The sequence below is a fragment of the Bradyrhizobium sp. RP6 genome (genome assembly GCF_003837805.1).
Taxonomy (GTDB): Bacteria; Pseudomonadota; Alphaproteobacteria; order Rhizobiales; family Xanthobacteraceae; genus Bradyrhizobium.
This window is the reverse complement of sequence record NZ_RQIT01000005.1, coordinates 123,298-142,982: the sequence shown is the minus strand read 5'-3', so window position 1 is coordinate 142,982 and position 19,685 is coordinate 123,298. Positions and strand designations below refer to the sequence as shown.

Genomic DNA, 19,685 nt, shown 5'->3' with positions numbered 1-19,685 from the left:
GGTTTCGTGAGCGAGGGGCATTCAAGCAAGGCCGTGCTTATCGCAGGCCCGACCGCCAGCGGCAAGTCGGCGCTGGCGCTCGAGCTTGCCCTCGCCACCGGCGGTATCGTCATCAACGCCGATTCCATGCAGGTCTACCGCGACCTCCGCATCATCACGGCGCGGCCGCCAGCGGCGGACGAGGCGCTTGTGCCGCATCGCCTCTATGGCCATGTCGATGCGGCCGTGAATTTTTCGGCGGGCGCCTGGGTCAGCGACGCGGCGAAGGCGCTCGATGAAGCAAAGGCTCAAGGCCGTCTGCCGGTCTTCGTCGGCGGCACAGGGCTCTATTTCAAGGCTCTGACGACCGGCCTCTCCGTGGTGCCGCCAATCCCGGCCGAGGTGCGGGAGGACGTGAGGGAACGGCTGGAGCGGAACGGCGTCGAGGCGCTGCACGCGGAACTTGCGCGCCGCGACCTGGCCGCAGCCGAGCGATTGAACCTGCGCGACCGCACGCGGATTGCGCGCGCGCTCGAGGTGATTGAGGCGACGGGGCGTTCACTGCTCGATTGGCACCGGGAGGGACAGCCACCGCTGCTGCCGAAGGACAGCTTTTGCGCGGTGTTTCTCGCACCTGAGCGGGACGAGCTCTACGCCCGCATCGATGCCCGCTTCGACGCCATGCTAGGAGCCGGCGCTTTGAGCGAAGTCGAGCGGCTCGCCGCCAGACACCTCGATCCGCTGCTGCCGGCGATGAAGGCCCATGGCGTGCCGGCCCTGATCCGGCATCTGCGCGGCGAGCTCAGCCTGGAGGAGGCCGCCAGCATCGGCCGCGCCGACACCCGCCGCTACGCCAAGCGGCAATTCACCTGGTTCCGGCACCAATTGCCGGAATTCGCATGGGTCAGGCCGGAGGGGGCAAGGAGTTGGCTCGCGGCGGTCGTGAACGCGCGCAGGGCTTCCGACTAGCGCGGATTTGTGGCGGGAGCTCGAATTTACCTCTCGCCGAACCCGGGGAACAGGGCTACACTGGCAAAATCGCGTGGGAATGGCCGCATTGCCTTGACATCCGGGCATTGGCCGCTATGTTTCGCGCAACCTTTGGGAAGCCGAGCGCCTGCCATGCGTAACATTATTACCAAACTCCTTATCGCCGTCGTACCCAGGCACACCGCCGGGGGTGGCTAGCTGCCATCCACAAGACAGGCGGTGTGCATGGGCCCTCTTCGGGGCCTTTTTTATTTTCCGAACCCGACACGAACGAAGCCGCTGACAACAGCGCATCCGGAGCAAGCCAATGAGCGACAAGAGCCACGACCCGAACCAGATGACCGGCGCCGCGATGATTGTCCGCGCGCTCATCGATCACGGCGTGACCGACATTTTCGGCTATCCCGGCGGCGCCGTGCTTCCGATCTATGACGAGATCTTCCAGCAGAGCGAGGTCCAGCACATCCTGGTCCGCCACGAGCAGGGCGCAGGCCATGCCGCCGAGGGCTATGCGCGTTCGACCGGCAAGCCGGGCGTTGCGCTGGTGACCTCCGGTCCCGGCGCCACCAACATGGTGACGCCGCTCACCGACGCGCTGATGGACTCGATCCCGCTGGTCTGCATCTCCGGCCAGGTGCCGACCCATCTGATCGGCAACGACGCGTTCCAGGAATGCGACACCGTCGGCATCACCCGTCCCTGCACCAAGCACAATTGGCTGGTGCGCGACGTCAACGATCTCGCAAAGGTGCTGCACGAGGCCTTCTATGTCGCAACCTCCGGCCGTCCCGGCCCGGTGCTGGTCGACGTTCCCAAGGACGTGCAGTTCGCGACCGGCACCTATCATCCGCCGCGCAAGTCCGATGTCCACCGCTCCTATGCGCCGCGCGTGAAGGGCGATGCGACGCAGATCCGCAAGGCCGTGGCGCTGCTGGCCAATGCCAAGCGTCCCGTGATCTACAGTGGCGGCGGCGTCATCAATTCCGGCCCCGACGCGACCAAGCTGCTGCGCGAACTGGTCGAGGTTACCGGTTTTCCGATCACCTCGACGTTGATGGGCCTCGGCGCCTATCCCGCGTCGGGCAAGAACTGGCTCGGCATGCTCGGCATGCACGGCACCTACGAGGCGAACATGACGATGCATGATTGCGACGTCATGCTCTGCGTCGGTGCGCGCTTCGATGACCGCATCACCGGCCGCGTCGATGCGTTCTCGCCGGGCTCGAAGAAGATCCACATCGACATCGACCCGTCCTCGATCAACAAGAACATCCGCGTCGACGTGCCGATCATCGGCGATTGCGGCAACATCCTCGGTGACATCCTCCAGGTGTTCAAGGCGGAGGCGAAGAAGCCCGACATCAAGTCGTGGTGGCAGCAGATCGCGCAATGGCGCGCCCGCAACTCGCTCTACTACAAAAAGAGCAACGACGTTATCCTGCCGCAGCACGCGATCCAGAGCCTGTTCGAGGCGACGCGCGGCAAGGACACCTACATCACGACCGAGGTCGGCCAGCATCAGATGTGGGCGGCGCAGTTCTACGGCTTCGAGGAACCGCATCGCTGGATGACGTCGGGCGGTCTCGGTACCATGGGCTATGGCCTGCCGGCGGCGGTCGGCGTGCAGGTTGCCCATCCCGACAGTCTCGTCATCGACATCGCGGGCGATGCCTCGGTGCAGATGACGATGCAGGAGATGTCCACGGCAGTGCAGTACGAGCTGCCCATAAAGATCTTCATCCTGAACAACCAGTACATGGGCATGGTGCGGCAGTGGCAGCAGCTGCTGCACGGCAACCGCCTGTCGCATTCCTATTCGGAAGCGCTGCCGGATTTCGTCAAGCTCGCGGAAGCCTATGGCGCCGTCGGCCTCCAAGTGCACAAGCCTGTCGATCTCGAGGGCGCCATCAAGGAAATGATCTCGGTCAAGCGCCCCGTGCTGTTCGACTGCCGCGTCGCCGCGCTGGAAAACTGCTTCCCGATGATTCCCTCCGGCAAGGCGCACAACGAGATGCTGTTGCCGGAGCAGGCGAACGATGAAGCCACGGCGAAGGCGTTCGCCGGCGGCAAGGCGCTGGTGTGAAGCCATGTTCGACCTGAACGAGCTCGAGCACGCATGTGCGATCGTGGGGCAGGCCGTGCCGGCAACGCCGGCGCATGCCTGGCCGCTGCTCGCTGAACGCCTCGGCACGCAAGTTCTGGTCAAGCACGAGAACCATACCCCGATCGGCGCGTTCAAGGTGCGCGGCGGCCTCGTCTATCTCGACCGGCTCAAGCGCGAGCGGCCGAATACGCCCGGCATCATCTCGGCGACGCGCGGCAATCACGGCCAGAGCCTGGCCTTTGCCGCAGCTCGTCACGGCATTCCTGCCGTGATCTACGTGCCGCGGGGCAATTCGGTCGAGAAGAACCGCGCCATGAAGGCGTTTGGTGCCGAACTGGTCGAGCATGGCGACGACTTCCAGGCGGCCGCCGAAGAGGCCCAGCGGCGCGCCCAGTTTACCGGTCTGCACATGGTGCCTTCGTTCCATCCGGATCTCGTGCTCGGCGTCGCGACCTATGCGCTCGAGTTGTTCAGATCCGCACCTGACCTCGACATCCTCTACGTGCCGATTGGGCAGGGCTCCGGCATCTCCGGCTGTATCATGGCGCGCGACCTGCTGGGTCTGAAGATCGAGATCGTCGGTGTGCAATCGACCGAGGCGCCGTCCTACGCGCTGTCGTTCGCGGCCGGAAAGATCGTCACGACCGAAACCAGCAATACGCTCGCAGACGGCATGGCGACGCGCATTCCAGACCCGGATGCGTTCGCCCTGATCCGCAGGGGCGCCTCGCGCATCGTGCAGGTCACCGACGACGAAGTCGCTGCAGCGATCCGCGCCTACTGGACCGATACACATAATCTCGCCGAGGGCGCCGGCGCTGCCGCGCTCGCTGCGGCACTTCAGGAAAAGGCAAGACTGTCGGGCAAGCGCGTCGGTCTCGTGCTGTCCGGGGGCAACATCGATTTCGATCTGTTCCGCCGTTGGGTCGGGACGGACGCGCCAGCGATGGCGTGATGGAGAGTCAAGAGGGGACGACAATGAACCAGCCCGCATCCGCCTACTTCATCGAGGACCGCCACGATCCCAACGAGACGCACACGCTGGCGGTGCTCGTGCAGAACGAGCCGGGCGTGCTCGCCCGCGTCATCGGCCTGTTCTCGGGGCGCGGCTACAACATCGAGAGCCTCACGGTCTCGGAGACCGAGGCCCAGAAGCATCTGTCGCGCATCACCATCGTCACCACGGGTACGCCGATGGTGATCGAGCAGATCAAGCACCAGCTCGATCGCATGATTCCGGTCTACCGAGTCGTCGACATGACCTTGACGAAGCGTTCGATCGAGCGCGAGCTGGCGATGGTGAAGGTGCGCGGGCAGGGCGAGCACCGGGTCGAGGCGCTCAGGCTGGCGGATGCGTTCCGCGCCCGCGTGATCGACGCCACCACCGAGAGCTTTGTGTTCGAGATCACAGGCAATACGGACAAGATCAATCAATTTATCGACCTGATGCGCCCGCTCGGCCTTGTCGAGGTGTCGCGCACCGGCGTCGCCGCGATCGGTCGCGGGCCTGAAGGGATGTGAACCATGCTGGCGCGCGACTGGTACTACAACGAGCGGAACCGGATGGGGATCGAGCCCGCGGTGGCGTCGATCTACGACAACCATGACGATGCCGATCTGCGGGCGCGCGCCGCGCTCAAAATGCTCGGTGTGCAGCGCGGCTGGCGTATCGCCGATATCGGCTGCGGCAACGGCGTGCTCGCCACCGAAGCCGCGCTGATGGGCGCGGAAGTCGACGCCATCGACATCTCGCCGGCGATGCTCGCGCTCGCCGAGATCTACGCCCGCGACCGCAAGGCGCCGGTGCGTACCCAGTCGGCAGGTCTGCTCAGCTTCGCCTACCGCCCGGAGTCCTACGATCTGATCGTCAGCGAGTTCACGCTGCACCATTTGCCGGATTTCTGGAAGGCGGTGGCGATGTCGCGGATCTATCGCGCGCTGAAACCGGGGGCGAGCTTTTACTTGCGCGACATCGTCTATGTGTCGATGCCTGACTCCGTCGAGCGTGACGTCGAGCAATGGGCCGATTTCCAGATCAAGAACCACGATTTTTCCCGCGAGGGCGTGGTGACCCACATGCGCGACGAATATTCCACCTTCGGCTGGGTGATGGAGCGGATGCTGACGGACGTCGGCTTCACTCTGGTCTCGGCCGATTACCACGCGCCGATGCACGGCACATATCTGCTGCGGAAACCGAAAGCCGGCGAGCAAGGCTAGACCAGAACAACAAACAGGGCTGTCCGAAAGGGCAGGACCGGAAACGATAATGAAGCCCGCCGACATCCTCATTGCCGTCACGGTGGCGATCATCTGGGGACTTGCCTTCGTGGCAAGCCGGATCGCGCTCGACGAACTGTCGCCGGAGTTGATGACGGCACTACGATTCACCATTGCCGCGGTGCCCTGCCTGTTCGTTCGCAAGCCGAAGATTGCCTGGTCGCTTCTGATCGCGATCAGCTTCACGCTGTTCCTCGGCCAGTTCCTGAGCCAGGCCTATGGCATCGCCCATGGCGTTCCGGTGGGCTTGACCTCCGTCGTGGTGCAAAGCCAGGCGCTGTTCACCATCGGCTTTGCCGCGCTCGCATTCGGCGAGCGGCCGACGCCGCTGCAGACGCTGGGTATCATCGTTGCCGCGGCGGGCCTGCTGATGATCTGCGGCACCGTTGGCTATGATTTCAGCGTCGCAGCATTCGCTGTGCTGATGATCTCGCCGCTCAGCTTCGCCCTTGGAAATCTCCTGCTGCGCGGCGCCCGCGGCGTGCCGATGTTCGACCTGTTCGCCTGGCTATGTCTCGCGTCGGCGGCGCCGCTGCTCGTGCTTGCGCTGATCGCCAATGGGCCGGCTCCGACCTGGACGTCGCTGACCCACATGTCGCTGACGTCAGCACTCTGCGTGCTGATGCTCGGCGGCATCTCCACCAGCATCGCCTATTGGCTGTGGGGCCGCCTGCTGCGCGACTATCCCGCCGCGCAAGTGGTGCCGTTCGCGCTGCTGGTGCCGTTCGTCGGCTCGGCCGCCTCCAGCATCGTGTTCGGCGAGCGGTTCGGACCCCTGCGCCTCGCCGGCATGCTGACCGTGATCGGCGGCATCGCCGTGATGGTGCTGGCGAAGCGCCCGCAAGTCGTGCCAAAGACTGCGTGAGGCGAATATGACCTACTCGCTGTTCTACGCCTTCCTCGCCTTCATGGTGGTGATGTACTTCACCCCAGGGCCGAACAACATCATGCTGTTGTCCTCCGGCCTGACCTACGGCTTCCGGCGCACGATCCCGCACATCGTCGGCATCGTCATCGGCTTCGCCTTCATGATCGCCGCCGTCGGCCTCGGGCTCGGCACCGTGTTCTTGGCCTATCCGATCCTCCAGACCATCCTCAAATATGCCGGCGCCGCCTACCTGATTTACCTGGCCGCCGTGATCGCGCTGTCCGGTCCGGCCAGGCCCGGCGAGGAGAAGGCTCGCGGCCCGATGACCTTTTGGGGTGCGGCCATGTTCCAGTGGATCAATGCCAAGGGCTGGGTGATCGTGATCGGCACCATCACCGCCTATGCCGCGATCGCCCAATTCCCGCTCAACATCGTCATCCAGACCGTGATCAGCCTCGTCGTCGGCACGGTCTCGACCGTGGTCTGGGCCCTGTTCGGCACTGCGCTACGGCCGGTCCTGACTTCCGAGCGGCTGGTCCGCGCCTTCAATATCCTGATGGCGGTCCTGCTGCTCGCTTCCCTCTACCCCGTTTTCACGGATGCATGATGTCGCGGATTTCCATGCAGAAACGGGTTTCCCTCAGGGCTGAAAATGCTCTAGACAGCCCCCGAAATCCGCAAATTTCACCCTTCGGACACTGACCATTGGCCGATTTCGGCCCTGAACGAGGAAACGACCATGCGTGTTTATTACGATCGCGACGCCGACCTGAACCTGATCAAGGGCAAGAAGGTCGCCATCGTCGGCTATGGCAGCCAGGGCCACGCCCATGCGCTCAACCTGAAGGACTCCGGCGTCAAGGAAGTCGCCATTGCACTGCGCAAGGGTTCGGCCTCGGCCAAGAAGGCGGAAGCTGCCGGCTTCAAGGTGCTGGAAGTCGCCGAAGCCGCCAAATGGGCCGACCTCGTCATGATGCTGACGCCGGACGAGCTTCAGGGCGACATCTACCGCGAGCACCTGCACGACAACATGAAGAAGGGCGCGGCCCTCGTGTTCGCCCACGGCCTCAACGTTCACTTCAACCTGCTCGATCCGCGCGCCGATCTCGACGTGCTGATGATCGCGCCGAAGGGCCCCGGCCACACCGTGCGCTCGGAGTATCAGCGCGGCGGCGGCGTGCCCTGCCTGATCGCGATCGCCAAGGACGTCTCGGGCAACGCCCATGACCTCGGCCTGTCCTACGCCTCCGCCATCGGCGGCGGCCGCGCCGGCATCATCGAGACCACCTTCAAGGAAGAGTGCGAGACCGATCTGTTCGGCGAGCAGGTCGTGCTCTGCGGCGGCCTGGTCGAACTGATCAAGGGCGGCTACGAGACCCTGGTCGAAGCCGGCTACGCGCCGGAGATGGCCTATTTCGAGTGCCTGCACGAAGTGAAGCTGATCGTCGACCTGATCTATGAAGGCGGCATCGCCAACATGAACTACTCGATCTCCAATACCGCCGAATACGGCGAGTACGTCACCGGTCCGCGCATCATCACCGACGAGACCAAGAAGGAGATGCGGAAGGTTCTTGCCGACATCCAGGGCGGCAAGTTCGCGCGCGACTGGATGCTCGAGAACAAGGTCAACCAGACCTCGTTCAAGGCGACCCGCGCCAAGCTCGCCGCGCACCCGATCGAGGAAGTCGGCGCCAAGCTGCGCGACATGATGCCTTGGATCAAGAAGGGCGCGCTGGTCGACAAGAGCAAGAACTGACGGCTACGCCGTCATTCCGGGGGCGCGAAGCGCAACCCGGAATCCAGAGGTTGTGGATCGAGATTCCGAGTTCGCGCTAAAGCGCGCCCCGGATGACGGACGAAACGCAACCTTGCTCGCCAAACCAAATCTTAAATCTTCGCGGCTATGATCGAGCGAGATCGCAAACAGTGGTCTCGCTCTTTCTGTCCCGCCCGAAGCATTGCTGCTTCGTTCAATTTCTTCGCGGGTTGACGCGCAGCCTGAACGCGAAGAACCGACTTTTAAACCACATTTTTGGTATTGCGGCGTTTGTCTCACTTTCTCCCTGCATTCCGAACATCAAAACCTCTGCGTCTTCAGGGGGCAAGGATTCGGCTCTTCATCCGCATTCTCATCTCGCGTCCACTGAGGGCCAGGCCGCTGCATACCGGCCGAGCGCATCGCCGAAATCGTGATCGAGCGCTGACCGCGGCGGGTCCCAAGGTACGCCATCAGATCCCGCCGGAGCCGATGCGCCACCTGATCGGGGCCGTGTTGCCGCTGCCGCGTGCTGATTCGATGCTGCGCTGCAACTCGCGGCGGAGGGAATAGAGATCTCCGTCCGTGAGGCCGCGTGCCGGGCGGCAGTGTCGCCGGGAGCGCCGTTGCGGCACTCCCGAAAAGCGCGACGCCCTGATGGCCGTGGCGAAGGGGGCGCAGCGGCGCTTTCGTGACAAGTTCGAGATGGCGCTGGGCCACGGCGCGATCCCGCGCATCTCCATATCGTCTCCACCACGAGCCATTTCGCCCATGGCGTTGGCGCCTGGAGGAGCGTGAAATCGAGCGGGTGGCGCACGAGGGGCTCGACCTGTTCGTCGCAGGCGTTGCCAAGCCGTAGCAGCTTCGCCGCTCGCTAACATTAAGCGAAGGCCGGGCCGCCCCGCGCGTTGCCTGTCCTTGACCATTCCGTTACAGTTTTATGACACGGTGCAGGCTTCCGGCTGCGCCGGACGCCCTGACCGGCCGGTCAGACGTGTCACAGGGCCGGACTTGAAGTTCAGCGTATTTTCGATGGCGTCCGCGCCCAATCCAGGTCCTTCTGCCGCGACCGCCGTGCTGGCGAGCGTCGCCGCGCTCGGCATCTGGCGCCTGCTCGCGGTCGCAGCGCCGCATCTCGCTGCTCTCGCGCTGATGTACAAGACCGAGACCGATTTCGGCTCGCGCCTGTCCTTTGCGCTCGCCTGGGGTACCCTGAACTTCTTCTGGATCACGCTGCTGCGGCGGCCGGCGCTCTCGGGCGCACTGTCGCTGACCATGGTCGTCGTGCTGGTGTTGCTGTCACAGCTCAAGCACGCGGTCGTGCAGATGACAGTCAACTTCATCGACCTGATGATGATCGACCGCGACACCGTCGCGTTCCTGTTCACGATCTTCCCGAACTTGCGCTGGTCGGTGATTCTGGCCGGCCTGGTCACGCTGCCGTTGATGTATTCGCTATGGTGGCTCGACCCGTTCCGCGTCCGCCGTCTGCCGGCGCTGGCCTGCAAGCTCGCCTGCCTCGCCGGGCTTGTGGGGTATTCGCTCTACCATCCGGATGAAGCCTGGCGCAGCTATTACGACGACGGCTATCTCTCGAAATTCTTCCGCTCGGGCGTCAGCGCGGTGTCGGATTTCGCGCAGTACGGCCTCATGGAGGCGGCCGCTTCGAGCAGTGAACGGCTCAACGTGCCGCTGGTCGACGCCTGCCATCCGGCCGGCCGCCGGCCGAACATCATCATGATCCATGATGAATCGAGCTTCGACATCCGCACGGCGCAGGGCATCAAGGTGCCACAGGGCTATGGCAGCCACTTCAAGTCCTGGGACGGCAAGCAGCGCACGTTCCTGGCCGAGAGCAATGGCGGACCGAGCTGGTTCACCGAATACAACGTGCTCGCGGGGCTCTCGTCGCGCTCGTTCGGACGCTTCGCCTATTTCGTGACGCGCATTGCATCGAGCCGGGTTGAGCGCGGCCTGCCACTGGCGCTGCGCCGCTGTGGCTACGACACGCTGTCGCTCTATCCCGCCAATGGCGGCTTCATGGGCGCGCGCAGCTTCCAGATGACGACCGGCATCGAGCGCTTTCTCGATTCGAAAGACCTCGGCGCGAAGGATGTCGAACCCGACAGCTTCTTCTACGACAAGGCGCTCCAACTGATGGGCCAGCAGCCGCCGAACAAGCCGCTGTTCACCTTCATCTATCTCGGCGCCAATCATTTCCCCTGGGAGACGCGCTTCCGCCCCGACCTGCTGCCAACCTGGCGCGCGCCGGGCAATGCGCCGTCGATCGACGAATATCTGCGCCGGCAGGCCATGAGCGCCGAGCAGTACAAGGTCTTCGTCGCCGGGCTGAAGAAGAACTTTCCGGGCGAGCGCTTCCTGATCGTGCGCTACGGCGATCACCAGCCGGAATTCGCACCGCAGATCCTCGAGCCCGGGCTCGACGAGGGCGCTCTCGGCAAGAAGCTGGACAATTACGATCCGCGTCTCTACGCGACCTATTATGCGATCGACGCCGTCAATTTCGAGCCGCTGAAGAGCGCGGCCGTGATGGACACGATCGACGGCCCCTATCTGCCGCTGGTGATCCAAGAAGCCGCCGGCATTCCGCTCGACCCGTCCTTCGCCGAGCAGAAGGAGATCATGGTCCGCTGCAAGGGCATCTTCTACGGCTGCAAGGACGGCGCCGAGGCACGGCGGCTGAACCGGCTGCTGATCGACGCGGGGATGATCAGGGGATTGTAGTTTTTTGTTACCGTCATCCTGAAGTGCCGGAGCGTAGCGGAGGCCTCGAAGGATGTACGGCCCGGCTGCATCGCGGCCGTATTCTTCGAGGCTCGCCACACGGTGCTATGCACCGCGCAGCTCGCACCTCAGGATGACGGGGCTTGCCGCCAATCTACTGCTTGATCTTCTCCCACAGCCACTTCGCCACCGCATCGGGCGACGAATTCGCGTCGTTGCCGCTGGCGCGCAAATTCGCTTCGCGCATGGTGGCGATGTCGATCTTGCCGAGCAGCGGCCGCAGCGCCGCCTGCAATCGCTCGTCGCGGGCGCGTTTCGGCGCGAGCAGCAGGATGGCGTCGTAGGGCGGAATTGCGTGCCTGATATCGTCGAGTGCGACGAGCTCGTACTTCGCGATCAGGCCGTCACTGGTGTAGCCGGCGATCAAGTCAACCTCGCCGCTGGCGGCGGCCGCATACATGAAATCCGGCTGCATCTGGCGTTGGGCGCGGAACGAAAGGCCGTAAGTCTTTTGCAGGGCCGCCCATTCGGGTCGCGAGAAGAATTCGTAGTCGCCGGCAATCGACATCGTCGATGCGTGTGCGGCGAGATCGGCGATGGTGCGGATGCCGAGCGCCTCGGCGCGCTTCCTCGGCATCACCAGCGCATAGGCGTTCTCGAAGCCGAGGTCGCCGAGCAGGGTGATGTTGTCCTTGGCGAGCGCCGTCTTGAGTTCCGCGAGCAACTCGGTGCGGGGCTTGATGTCGGTGCGATGCAGCTGGTTGGCCCAAAGCGTGCCGGAATAGTCGACATAGAGATCGATGTCGCCGGCCTTCAGCGCCCCGAAGATCACGCTCGAACCTAGGCCCGAGCGCGCCGTCGCGGACAGGCCGGCGACCTGGAGGCGGTCCCTGAGCAGCGCCGACAGCACATATTGCTCGGCGAATGTCTTGGCGCCGACGACGTAGCCCTGCGAGGAGCGCCCCATCGTCGGCACCAGCGTTGCGGCAAGGAGGGCCGCGATCCCGGCGCAGCCGAGCGCTGCGCGCAGACGGCTGCGACGACGCAGGCCGTTCTCGATCAGGCCGAGCAGCTGATCGACAGCGAGCGCGAGCAGGGCAGAGGCCAGGCAGCCGAACAGCACGAATACCCAGTTCTGGGTCTGGAGCCCGGCAAAGATGTAATTGCCGAGGCTGGTCTGCCCGATCGGGGTCGACAGCGTCGCGGTGCCGATCACCCACACAGCGCCGGTGCGGATGCCCGCCATCATCACCGGGAGCGCCAGCGGCAGCTCGACCATCAGAAGCGATTGGCGCCCGGTCATGCCGACGCCCTTGGCGGCTTCGATCAGCGCGGGATCGATGCCGTTGAGCCCGGTGATGCTGTTGCGGAGCACCGGCAGCATCGAATAGAGCGCCAGCGCCAGCATCGCCGGCAGGAAGCCGAAAGCGGAGAAGGAGACGCCGAACCAGGCCAGTGCGACCGAGGCCGCCGCGAGCAGCAGCGGATAGAACAGCGCAAGCAGCGCCAGTCCAGGCACGGTCTGCACGATGCTGGCGAACGCGAGCAGGAGACCGCGCGGCGCCGGGCGATTGCGCGTGAGGATGGCCAGCGGCAGGCTGACGGCGAGACCGAGCGCCAGTGCGGCAAGGCTCACCCGCACATGGTTTCCGAGATAATCGGGCAGATGAGCCAGCGCCTCGCCCCAGCGTGGATCGGCGAGGAGGCTCATGCCGCACCGCTCTTCGGCAGCAGCGCATTCAGCCGCTCGGCCTGGCGCCGCGGCGTGCGCAGCAGCTCAAGCACGTAGGCGTCGCCGCTCTTGGCGAGCTCATTGGGCGTGCCCTGTGCGAGCAGCTGTCCGCTGCGCATCACTGCGATGCGGTCGGCGAGCAAGATAGCCTCCGTCATGTCATGAGTAATCATCACGCTGGTCAGGCCGAGCTTGCGATGTAGCGAACGATAGTCGTCGCCGAGCGCATCGCGGGTGAGGGGATCGAGCGCGCCGAACGGCTCGTCCATCAGCACGATGCGAGGCCTTGCGGCAAGCGCCCGCGCTACGCCGACGCGCTGACGCTGGCCGCCGGAGAGCGCTTCCGGCAGACGGTCGCGATGCGCGGCACGGTCGAGCTGCACCAGGTCGAGCAGCTCGTCGACACGCGCCGCGATATCCGCCGCCGACACACCCAGCAGTCTCGGTGTGATCCCGATATTGTCGGCGACGGTCAGATGCGGGAACAGCCCGCCGCTCTGAAAGACGTAGCCGATCCGCCGCCGCAGCGCGACCGGATCGACGTCTCTCACGTCCGCGCCCTCGACGGTGATGGTGCCGCCGTCGGCCTCGGTCAGCCGATTGGCGAGCCGCAGCAGCGTTGTCTTGCCCGAACCCGAGCCGCCGACGATCGCCACAAACTCGCCCTCGGCGATCTCGATCGATACATCGTCCAGAGCCTTGAGGGAGCCGAAGCTCTTGGTGGCGTGTGCATAGCCAATCATGGGACTGGACGGCATCAGACGTGCGCTCGGCTCGGTTGCCTCTGAGGGGCGGGGTGACGGGCCCCATGCGTAGCACGCTTGGGCCCTTGATTGAACTTGGCCGCGCGAGCGGCTAAGGCATCGGCTTGAATTCGGAGGAAGCACATGACGACGCCCACGGCGGTGGCGCTGGAAGATGCCAAGGTCGCGTTCCGCCTCGGGGACGGGCGGGTCTATACGGCAGTCGAGAAGGCTCATCTCATGGTCGCCCAGGGCGAGTTCGTCGCCATCGTCGGCCCGACCGGCTGCGGGAAATCGACGCTGCTCAACGTTGCGGCAGGGCTGCTCAAGCCCGCCGCCGGCAGCGTCCGGATCTTCGACCGGCCGCTGGCGGGGCTGAACCGGGATGCCGGCTACCTGTTCCAGGCCGACGCGCTGTTCCCCTGGAAGACCGCGCTCGACAATGTCGCGATTGGGCTCGAGATCAAGGGCACGCCGCGCACTGATGCGCTGCCGCAAGCGCAAAAATGGCTGACCTCCGTCGGCCTCGGTGCCTTTGCGGGCCGCTATCCGCACATGCTCTCCGGTGGCCAGCGCAAGCGCGTCGCCCTGGCCCAGGTGCTGATCCGCGATCCCAAGATCCTCTTGATGGACGAGCCGTTCGGGCCGCTCGATGCGCAGACCCGTCAGGTCATGGGCAACCTGCTGCTCGATCTCTGGAGCGCCGACCGCAAGGCCGTGCTGTTCGTCACCCACGATCTGGAAGAGGCGATCGCGCTCGCCGACCGTGTCGTGATCATGTCGGCCGGGCCGTCCTCGCGCATCATCGGCGACTGGCGCGTGAGCTTGCCGCGCCCGCGCGATATCTTCGAGGTGCGGCTCGACAAGGAGTTTCATGCGCTCCATCGCGAGATCTGGAGCGTGCTCAAGGATGAGGTGATGAAGGGCTACGCGCAATCCACCCAGGCGGCGGAGGCGGTCTGATGTCGCGCGTGACGCTGCTGGCGTTGCAGATCCTGGTCGCCATCGTTTGCCTCGCACTCTGGCAATTGCTCGCCACCGTGCCGGTCTTCGGCAAGATCCTGTCGCCGCCGTTCTTCTTCTCCAATCCTGTCGACGTGTTCAGCCAGATCGTGAAGTGGTTTTCCTCCGGCGTGATCTGGAAGCATCTCGGCATCACGCTCGCGGAATCGATCCTCGCCTTCGTGATCGGATCCCTTGGCGGTGTGCTGGTCGGCTTCTGGTTCGCGCGCCAGCCGCTGGTCGCCGCGGTGTTCGACCCCTACGTGAAGATGATCAACGCACTGCCGCGCGTCGTGCTGGCGCCGATCTTCGCGCTGTGGCTCGGGCTCGGCATCTGGTCCAAGGTCGCGCTCGGCGTGACGCTGGTGTTCTTCATCGTGTTCTTCAACGTCTACCAGGGCGTGAAAGAGGTCAGCCGCACGGTGCTCGACAACGGTCGCATGCTCGGCATGAGCGAGCGGCAGCTGATGCAGCACGTGTATTGGCCGTCGGCCCTGTCGTGGATGTTCTCCTCGCTGCATACTTCGGTCGGCTTCGCCGTGGTCGGCGCCGTCGTCGGCGAATATCTGGGATCGGCGGCGGGGCTCGGCTATCTGATCCAGCAGGCCGAGGGCGTGTTCGACGTTGCCGGCGTGTTCGCCGGCATGTTCGTGCTCTCGGCCTTCGTCATCCTGATCGACTTCGGCGTCACGCTGATGGAGCGGCGGCTGCTGGTGTGGCGGCCGACCGCGTCGGATGGGCGTGGTTAAGCCGCCTCGTTGCGCGCTGACATTTATGTGATCGGCGGGCCGGAATAGAAGGCGCCGCCGCGCGTCAAACCCCCATGCGACCACCCGCATGGGAGTTCTTGATGTACCCGTCACAGTTTCGCTGCGCCGTAGCGGCGCTCTCAGCCAGATGTCGATGGCGCCGGTCCGGCTTCGGCGCGGCGTTCCTCGCCGCGCGCATTCTCCTCGCGTTCGCTGTGCCACCGCTCGCGTTCGCGCATGAGTCCCATCCGGCCAGCCCGCCGGCCGCGCTGAGCACGGAGGAGCGGGCATTTCTGGAAGAAAATGAAGCCGCTATGACCAAGATGATGAACGACATGGCGGTCAAGCCGACCGGCGACGTCGATCGCGATTTCGTCGCAATGATGAATCCGCATCATCAGGGCGCGATCGACATGGCAGTAATCGAATTGCGCTATGGCAAGAACGAGCAGCTGCGGCGCATCGCTCAGGAAATCATTGTCGATCAGATGCAGGAGATCGCGGCCATGAAGCTAGCCCTAGGCGAGCCGGCCTCGGACACCGCACCTGCTCCGACGCAACCGGCATCCGCTCCGGTGGCCAACGTTCATCAACATTCGGGCATGCAGATGGATATGCCCGCCGGAATGAAGAAGTAGGAGCGACATACATGAGCACATCGAAATGCAGGGTTGTGAGAAGCATTTTCCTGGCCGCCACGATGCTTGCGGGCGGATCCGCTGCATGGGCGGGGCAGGCACCGGGCGCGCTGTCCGTCCCCGATATTCCGATCAGCCACCACGACCGCGTGTACGCCGCAGAACAATTCTCGAATACGGTTTCGGTCACTGACCCCGTCGACAACAAGCTGCTCGGCGTGATCCGGCTGGGCGACCCGCAACCCGGCAATTTTAGCCCGCTCTACAAGGGCCAGGTCCTCGTGCACGGCATGGGGTTCTCGCCGGATCACAAGACGCTCGCCGTGGTCTCGATCGGTTCGAACTCCGTGAGTTTCATCGATACCGCGACCAACGCGGTCAAGCACGTGACCTACGTCGGGAGGTCGCCACACGAGGCGTTCTACACGCCGGACGGCAAGGAGGTGTGGGTCACCGTTCGCGGCGAAAACTACATCTCGGTCATCGACACGACCAGCTTCAAGGAGAAGACCCGCATCACGACCCCGAACGGGCCCGGCATGCAGATTTTCTCACCCGACGGCAAGTATGGCTACATCTGCTCGTCCTTCAATCCCGAGACTGACGTGGTCGCTGTTGCCGAGCACAAGATCATCGCGAGGGTGAAGCAGGAGAGCCCATTCTGCCCAAACATCGCGGCGACGCCGGATGGGAACCAAGTGTGGTTCACGCTGAAAGACGTGGGCCGGACCCAAGTGTTCAACGCAAGGCCGCCGTTCAATGCGATCAAAACCATTGAAACCGGCCCGATCACAAATCACGTCAACTTCGCGCATACGGCCAAGGGCACGTTTGCCTATGTCACTGTCGGTGGCCTGAACGAAGTGAAGGTGTTCCGAACCGACGACTTCTCGCAGGTCGCGACGATCCCGGTCGGTAGTCTTCCGCACGGTGTGTGGCCGTCCGGCGACGGGACTCGCATCTATGTCGGGCTGGAGAATGCCGACGCGCTTGCGGCTATCGATACGGCAACCAACAAGGTAATTGCGAACGTTCCGATCGGCCAGGCGCCGCAGGCGATCGCCTATGTCCCGAACGCCGCGGCTGACCCGGATGACCGCAAAAACCTGCAGGCTCTCGGGGTTGCCGGCCAGGTTGCTCATCTCGCGCTTGTATCGAAGGGTGATGCGGGGGGCGGCCAAGCGCCGACCAGCGTGTCGTTGTTCGATCAGGGCCTGATACAGGTCCTGCAGGCTTCGGTGACGGGACTTCAGCCCAGGCAGAAATATGTGCTGGCGCTGGCGGACCATGGCGATGGAAGCGGGCCGCTGCAGCCATTGGCGGCGTTCATGACCAATCCGGCCGGATCGGCCATCGTCAACGCGGCCGGTCCGATCCGGCAGATCGTCGACCAGTCTGCCGTGGCTGCCAGGCGATATCTGGTGATTGCGTCCGGCGACGCGGCCATGCCGGGCGACGTCATTCAAATCGAGGCGCGATGACGTTCGGCAGGCATCAACCGAGATGAGGCGGAGCGCGTCATGAAGGATATGCTGGTTCAGGTCGAGCCGCTGATCCCCGCGCTCCGCCGCCGCTATGCGCGTGTGCTCATGCGCGATCGCGCGGCGGCTGACGATCTGGTCCAGGACTGCCTGGAGCGCGCCGTCAGCCGCTGGCATCAGCGGCGCGATGGCAGCGTCCACGCATGGCTCTTCACCATCCTTCACAATCTGGCGATCACGCAATTCCGCCAAGCCACGGTGCGGGGAAGGCATATGCCGATCGACGATGCGGGTGAGCAGGAGCTTGTCAGTGCGGCAGCGCAGGAACAAAGACTGATCTACCGGGACGTCCTGAGCAAGCTTGCACGGCTGCCGGAAGAGCAACGGGCGGTCTTGCTGCTGGTCGCAGTCGAGGATCTCTCCTACGCGGATGCTGCGAAAGTTCTCGGCGTTCCGGTGGGCACCGTGATGTCGCGCCTGTCGCGCGCACGGGAGCGGTTGCAGCAGGAGATGGATGCGGTGGGGCCGAGGAACGTCGTCGCATTGCGGAGCTTGAAATGAGCCAGCGGCCGATCACGGAGGATGATCTCCACGCCTACGTGGACCAGGCGCTCGAGCCCGAGCGTCGCGCCGAGGTCGCATCCTATCTGGACCAGCATCCCGATGTCGCCAACCGCGTTGCGGACTTCGCCAACCAGCGCGAGCAGCTGCGTGGCGCGCTCGCGTCAATCGCCGACGAGCCATTGCCCGCGGAATTGAACCTGTCGCACATCATCGAGAGCCGGAAGCGCCGTCCCCTGCGGGCGTGGCGGGCAATCGCTGCGATGTTGCTTCTAGGTATCGGAGGCCTCGGCGGATGGACGATGCGCAGCGTAGTGCAGGACAGTTCGAACGGACTCTCCGCGTTGGCCAATGAAGCAGCCTATACTTATGGCGTCTACGCACCGGATCGCGTGCGCCCGGTCGAGATACGGGCGTCCGACAGCGCAGAGCTCACCCAATGGATATCCAACCGGCTGAAACAGCCGGTCAAGGTACCGGACCTCTCCGTCTCGGGCTATCGGCTGATGGGCGGGCGCCTGGTCGCTACCTCGCACGGTCCGGCCGCGATGTTCATGTACGACGACGATCGCGGCGATCGCCTCGTGGTGCTGACGCGTCCGATGAGCAGCCGCAATCAGGATGCGCCGATGATGCCGCAGTCGTCCGGCAACGTCGCGGGTTTTGCCTGGATAGATGACGGCCTCGGCTATACCCTCGTCGGCCAGCTTCCGACAGACACCCTCAGGCCGATCGCGAACGAGATCCGGAAGCAGGCGCGCTCGATCTAGCGGCGAAATTCACGAAACGGGCCCGCGCGTCGGCGCGAGCCTAATCGCGAGGCCTCAATTCGGCAACGTGACGTCGTCAGGCGCCCTCGGCGGCGTCTTGATCCTCCTCATCGGGAATCGTTCCTGTCTGCCGCATGCGATTGCGTCGAAGGGCCGGCGGCCAGCCCACCCAGGAGTGCTTCTCAAGCCCATCCCGCTGCTCTATGGTGCCGCCGGCCGAACGGAGGAAACCGATGAAGAATACGATTGCCAGGCTCGCCGGCGCGCTGCTCGCGCTGACGCTCACCACCTCGCTTGCCGCGGCGCAAAGCAAGGTGACCATCGCGGTCGGCGGCGGCTCCTGCCTGTGCTACCTGCCCACGGTCCTGGCCAAGCAGCTCGGCGAATACGAGAAGGCGGGCCTCAATGTCGAGCTGGTCGACCTCAAGGGCGGCTCGGACGCGCTGAAGGCCGTGCTCGGCGGCAGCGCCGACGTGGTCTCCGGCTATTTCGACCATTGCGTCAATCTCGCGGCCAAAAAGCAGGAGCTGCAGTCCTTCGTGGTCTATGACCGTTACCCCGGCCTCGTGCTGGTGGTCGCGCCCTCGCGCACCAATGATATCAAGTCGGTCAAGGATCTCGCAGGCAAGAAGGTCGGCGTCAGCGCGCCCGGCTCCTCCACCGACTTCTTCCTCAAATATATGCTCAAGAAGAACGGGCTCGATCCCGCCGGCACCGCGGTGATCGGCGTCGGCCTTGGCGCCACTGCGGTTGCCGCCATGCAGCAGGGCCAGATCGATGCGGCCGTGATGCTCGATCCTTCGGTGACCGTGCTTCAGGGCAGCCACAAGGATCTTCGCATCCTCTCGGACACCCGCACCCAGAAGGACACGCTCGAGACGTTCGGCGGCGAATACCCGGGGGGCGCGCTGTATTCGACCGCGGCCTGGATCAACGGCCACGAGAAGGAGACGCAGGCGCTCACCAATGCGATCCTCGCCACGCTCGCCTGGATCCATTCGCACAGCCCCGAGGAGATCATGGCGAAGATGCCGGAAGAGACGGTCGGCAAGAACAAGGACCTCTATCTCGCCGCGCTGAAGAACACGATCCCGATGTTCTCGGAAACCGGCAAGATGGACCCGAAGGGCGCCGACGCCGTGCTCGCGGTGTTCAGCGTCGGCTCGCCCGAGGTCGCCAACGCCAAGATCGACGTCAGCAAGACCTTCACCAACAAATTCGTCGACCAGGCCAAGAAGACCACGGGGAATGCCAAATAGCCGACGCGAAGGCGTGATAGTCGCC

Annotated in this window: 18 protein-coding genes; 16 read left to right on the top strand and 2 right to left on the bottom strand. The window is 64.4% G+C overall.

Features of this window, described 5'->3' with window-relative positions; all coding sequences use genetic code 11:
• Nucleotides 1-6: 6 nt before the first annotated feature.
• The 9 genes from miaA to EHH60_RS13405 all read left to right on the top strand — a co-directional run bounded on the left by miaA (nt 7) and on the right by EHH60_RS13405 (nt 10,725).
• Entirely contained in the window at nt 7-948 is a 942-nt protein-coding gene (gene miaA, locus EHH60_RS13450) for a tRNA (adenosine(37)-N6)-dimethylallyltransferase MiaA (protein ID WP_199751441.1), read from the top strand.
• A gap of 328 nt (nt 949-1,276) precedes the next feature.
• Nucleotides 1,277-3,052 carry an acetolactate synthase 3 large subunit gene (locus tag EHH60_RS13445; protein WP_124159936.1) on the top strand — a complete coding sequence of 592 codons (1,776 nt, stop codon included), beginning with the start codon at nt 1,277-1,279 and terminating at the stop codon, nt 3,050-3,052.
• A 4-nt stretch (nt 3,053-3,056) separates the two neighbouring features.
• The gene (locus tag EHH60_RS13440; protein ID WP_124159935.1) at nt 3,057-4,028 is read left to right on the top strand and encodes a threonine dehydratase; all 972 of its coding nucleotides are present in this window, start codon (nt 3,057-3,059) and stop codon (nt 4,026-4,028) included.
• 23 nt (nt 4,029-4,051) lie between these two features.
• Nucleotides 4,052-4,594, top strand: coding sequence for an acetolactate synthase small subunit (gene ilvN / locus EHH60_RS13435; protein WP_061879307.1), 543 nt, complete (start codon nt 4,052-4,054; stop codon nt 4,592-4,594).
• 3 nt (nt 4,595-4,597) lie between these two features.
• Nucleotides 4,598-5,293, top strand: coding sequence for a class I SAM-dependent methyltransferase (locus tag EHH60_RS13430; protein WP_124159934.1), 696 nt, complete (start codon nt 4,598-4,600; stop codon nt 5,291-5,293).
• A 49-nt stretch (nt 5,294-5,342) separates the two neighbouring features.
• Nucleotides 5,343-6,218 (top strand): EamA family transporter, encoded by an 876-nt coding sequence (locus EHH60_RS13425; RefSeq protein ID WP_124159933.1) that lies wholly within the window; start codon nt 5,343-5,345, stop codon nt 6,216-6,218.
• A gap of 7 nt (nt 6,219-6,225) precedes the next feature.
• Complete coding sequence (locus EHH60_RS13420; RefSeq protein ID WP_124159932.1) at nt 6,226-6,828, top strand: LysE family translocator; 603 nt, start codon at nt 6,226-6,228, stop codon at nt 6,826-6,828.
• 132 nt (nt 6,829-6,960) lie between these two features.
• Nucleotides 6,961-7,980, top strand: a complete 1,020-nt coding sequence (gene ilvC, locus EHH60_RS13415) for a ketol-acid reductoisomerase (RefSeq protein WP_027577255.1) — start codon at nt 6,961-6,963, stop codon at nt 7,978-7,980.
• A gap of 1,032 nt (nt 7,981-9,012) precedes the next feature.
• Nucleotides 9,013-10,725 carry a sulfatase-like hydrolase/transferase gene (locus EHH60_RS13405; RefSeq protein ID WP_124159931.1) on the top strand — a complete coding sequence of 571 codons (1,713 nt, stop codon included), beginning with the start codon at nt 9,013-9,015 and terminating at the stop codon, nt 10,723-10,725.
• 154 nt (nt 10,726-10,879) lie between these two features.
• Here EHH60_RS13405 and EHH60_RS13400 read toward each other — a convergent pair whose 3' ends face one another.
• Complete coding sequence (locus EHH60_RS13400) at nt 10,880-12,436, bottom strand: glycine betaine ABC transporter substrate-binding protein (RefSeq protein ID WP_124159930.1); 1,557 nt, start codon at nt 12,434-12,436, stop codon at nt 10,880-10,882.
• Nucleotides 12,433-13,215, bottom strand: coding sequence for an ATP-binding cassette domain-containing protein (locus tag EHH60_RS13395; RefSeq protein ID WP_124159929.1), 783 nt, complete (start codon nt 13,213-13,215; stop codon nt 12,433-12,435). The genes EHH60_RS13400 and EHH60_RS13395 overlap by 4 nt, the downstream gene beginning before the upstream one ends.
• Before the next feature lie 129 nt (nt 13,216-13,344).
• On the opposite strand from EHH60_RS13395, the gene EHH60_RS13390 reads away from it, so the two are divergent.
• The 7 genes from EHH60_RS13390 to EHH60_RS13360 all read left to right on the top strand — a co-directional run bounded on the left by EHH60_RS13390 (nt 13,345) and on the right by EHH60_RS13360 (nt 19,660).
• The gene (locus tag EHH60_RS13390) at nt 13,345-14,163 is read left to right on the top strand and encodes an ABC transporter ATP-binding protein (RefSeq protein WP_124159928.1); all 819 of its coding nucleotides are present in this window, start codon (nt 13,345-13,347) and stop codon (nt 14,161-14,163) included.
• A complete protein-coding gene (locus EHH60_RS13385) occupies nt 14,163-14,951 on the top strand; it encodes an ABC transporter permease (protein ID WP_124159927.1) in 789 nt (262 codons plus the stop codon). The genes EHH60_RS13390 and EHH60_RS13385 overlap by 1 nt, the downstream gene beginning before the upstream one ends.
• Before the next feature lie 101 nt (nt 14,952-15,052).
• Nucleotides 15,053-15,589: a DUF305 domain-containing protein gene (locus tag EHH60_RS13380; protein WP_199751440.1), complete on the top strand. Its 537-nt coding sequence runs from the start codon at nt 15,053-15,055 to the stop codon at nt 15,587-15,589.
• A gap of 11 nt (nt 15,590-15,600) precedes the next feature.
• Entirely contained in the window at nt 15,601-17,070 is a 1,470-nt protein-coding gene (locus EHH60_RS13375) for a YncE family protein (protein WP_124159925.1), read from the top strand.
• 39 nt (nt 17,071-17,109) lie between these two features.
• Entirely contained in the window at nt 17,110-17,631 is a 522-nt protein-coding gene (locus EHH60_RS13370) for a sigma-70 family RNA polymerase sigma factor (RefSeq protein ID WP_124159924.1), read from the top strand.
• Complete coding sequence (locus tag EHH60_RS13365) at nt 17,628-18,401, top strand: anti-sigma factor family protein (protein WP_124159923.1); 774 nt, start codon at nt 17,628-17,630, stop codon at nt 18,399-18,401. Before EHH60_RS13370 ends, EHH60_RS13365 begins: the two co-directional genes overlap by 4 nt.
• 233 nt (nt 18,402-18,634) lie before the next feature.
• A complete protein-coding gene (locus EHH60_RS13360) occupies nt 18,635-19,660 on the top strand; it encodes an ABC transporter substrate-binding protein (protein ID WP_199751439.1) in 1,026 nt (341 codons plus the stop codon).
• The last annotated feature ends 25 nt before the right edge of the window (nt 19,661-19,685 follow it).

Excerpts from the sequence above, each read along its gene's own strand:
- EHH60_RS13445 (WP_124159936.1), top strand. The coding sequence starts at position 1,277 with ATGAGCGACAAGAGCCACGACCCGAACCAGATGACCGGCGCCGCGATG.
- EHH60_RS13440 (WP_124159935.1), top strand. The coding sequence starts at position 3,057 with ATGTTCGACCTGAACGAGCTCGAGCACGCATGTGCGATCGTGGGGCAG.
- ilvN (WP_061879307.1), top strand. The coding sequence starts at position 4,052 with ATGAACCAGCCCGCATCCGCCTACTTCATCGAGGACCGCCACGATCCC.
- EHH60_RS13430 (WP_124159934.1), top strand. The coding sequence starts at position 4,598 with ATGCTGGCGCGCGACTGGTACTACAACGAGCGGAACCGGATGGGGATC.
- EHH60_RS13425 (WP_124159933.1), top strand. The coding sequence starts at position 5,343 with ATGAAGCCCGCCGACATCCTCATTGCCGTCACGGTGGCGATCATCTGG.
- EHH60_RS13420 (WP_124159932.1), top strand. The coding sequence starts at position 6,226 with ATGACCTACTCGCTGTTCTACGCCTTCCTCGCCTTCATGGTGGTGATG.
- ilvC (WP_027577255.1), top strand. The coding sequence starts at position 6,961 with ATGCGTGTTTATTACGATCGCGACGCCGACCTGAACCTGATCAAGGGC.
- EHH60_RS13405 (WP_124159931.1), top strand. The coding sequence starts at position 9,013 with ATGGCGTCCGCGCCCAATCCAGGTCCTTCTGCCGCGACCGCCGTGCTG.
- EHH60_RS13400 (WP_124159930.1), bottom strand. The coding sequence starts at position 12,436 with ATGAGCCTCCTCGCCGATCCACGCTGGGGCGAGGCGCTGGCTCATCTG.
- EHH60_RS13395 (WP_124159929.1), bottom strand. The coding sequence starts at position 13,215 with ATGCCGTCCAGTCCCATGATTGGCTATGCACACGCCACCAAGAGCTTC.
- EHH60_RS13390 (WP_124159928.1), top strand. The coding sequence starts at position 13,345 with ATGACGACGCCCACGGCGGTGGCGCTGGAAGATGCCAAGGTCGCGTTC.
- EHH60_RS13385 (WP_124159927.1), top strand. The coding sequence starts at position 14,163 with ATGTCGCGCGTGACGCTGCTGGCGTTGCAGATCCTGGTCGCCATCGTT.
- EHH60_RS13380 (WP_199751440.1), top strand. The coding sequence starts at position 15,053 with ATGTACCCGTCACAGTTTCGCTGCGCCGTAGCGGCGCTCTCAGCCAGA.
- EHH60_RS13375 (WP_124159925.1), top strand. The coding sequence starts at position 15,601 with ATGAGCACATCGAAATGCAGGGTTGTGAGAAGCATTTTCCTGGCCGCC.
- EHH60_RS13370 (WP_124159924.1), top strand. The coding sequence starts at position 17,110 with ATGAAGGATATGCTGGTTCAGGTCGAGCCGCTGATCCCCGCGCTCCGC.
- EHH60_RS13365 (WP_124159923.1), top strand. The coding sequence starts at position 17,628 with ATGAGCCAGCGGCCGATCACGGAGGATGATCTCCACGCCTACGTGGAC.
- EHH60_RS13360 (WP_199751439.1), top strand. The coding sequence starts at position 18,635 with ATGAAGAATACGATTGCCAGGCTCGCCGGCGCGCTGCTCGCGCTGACG.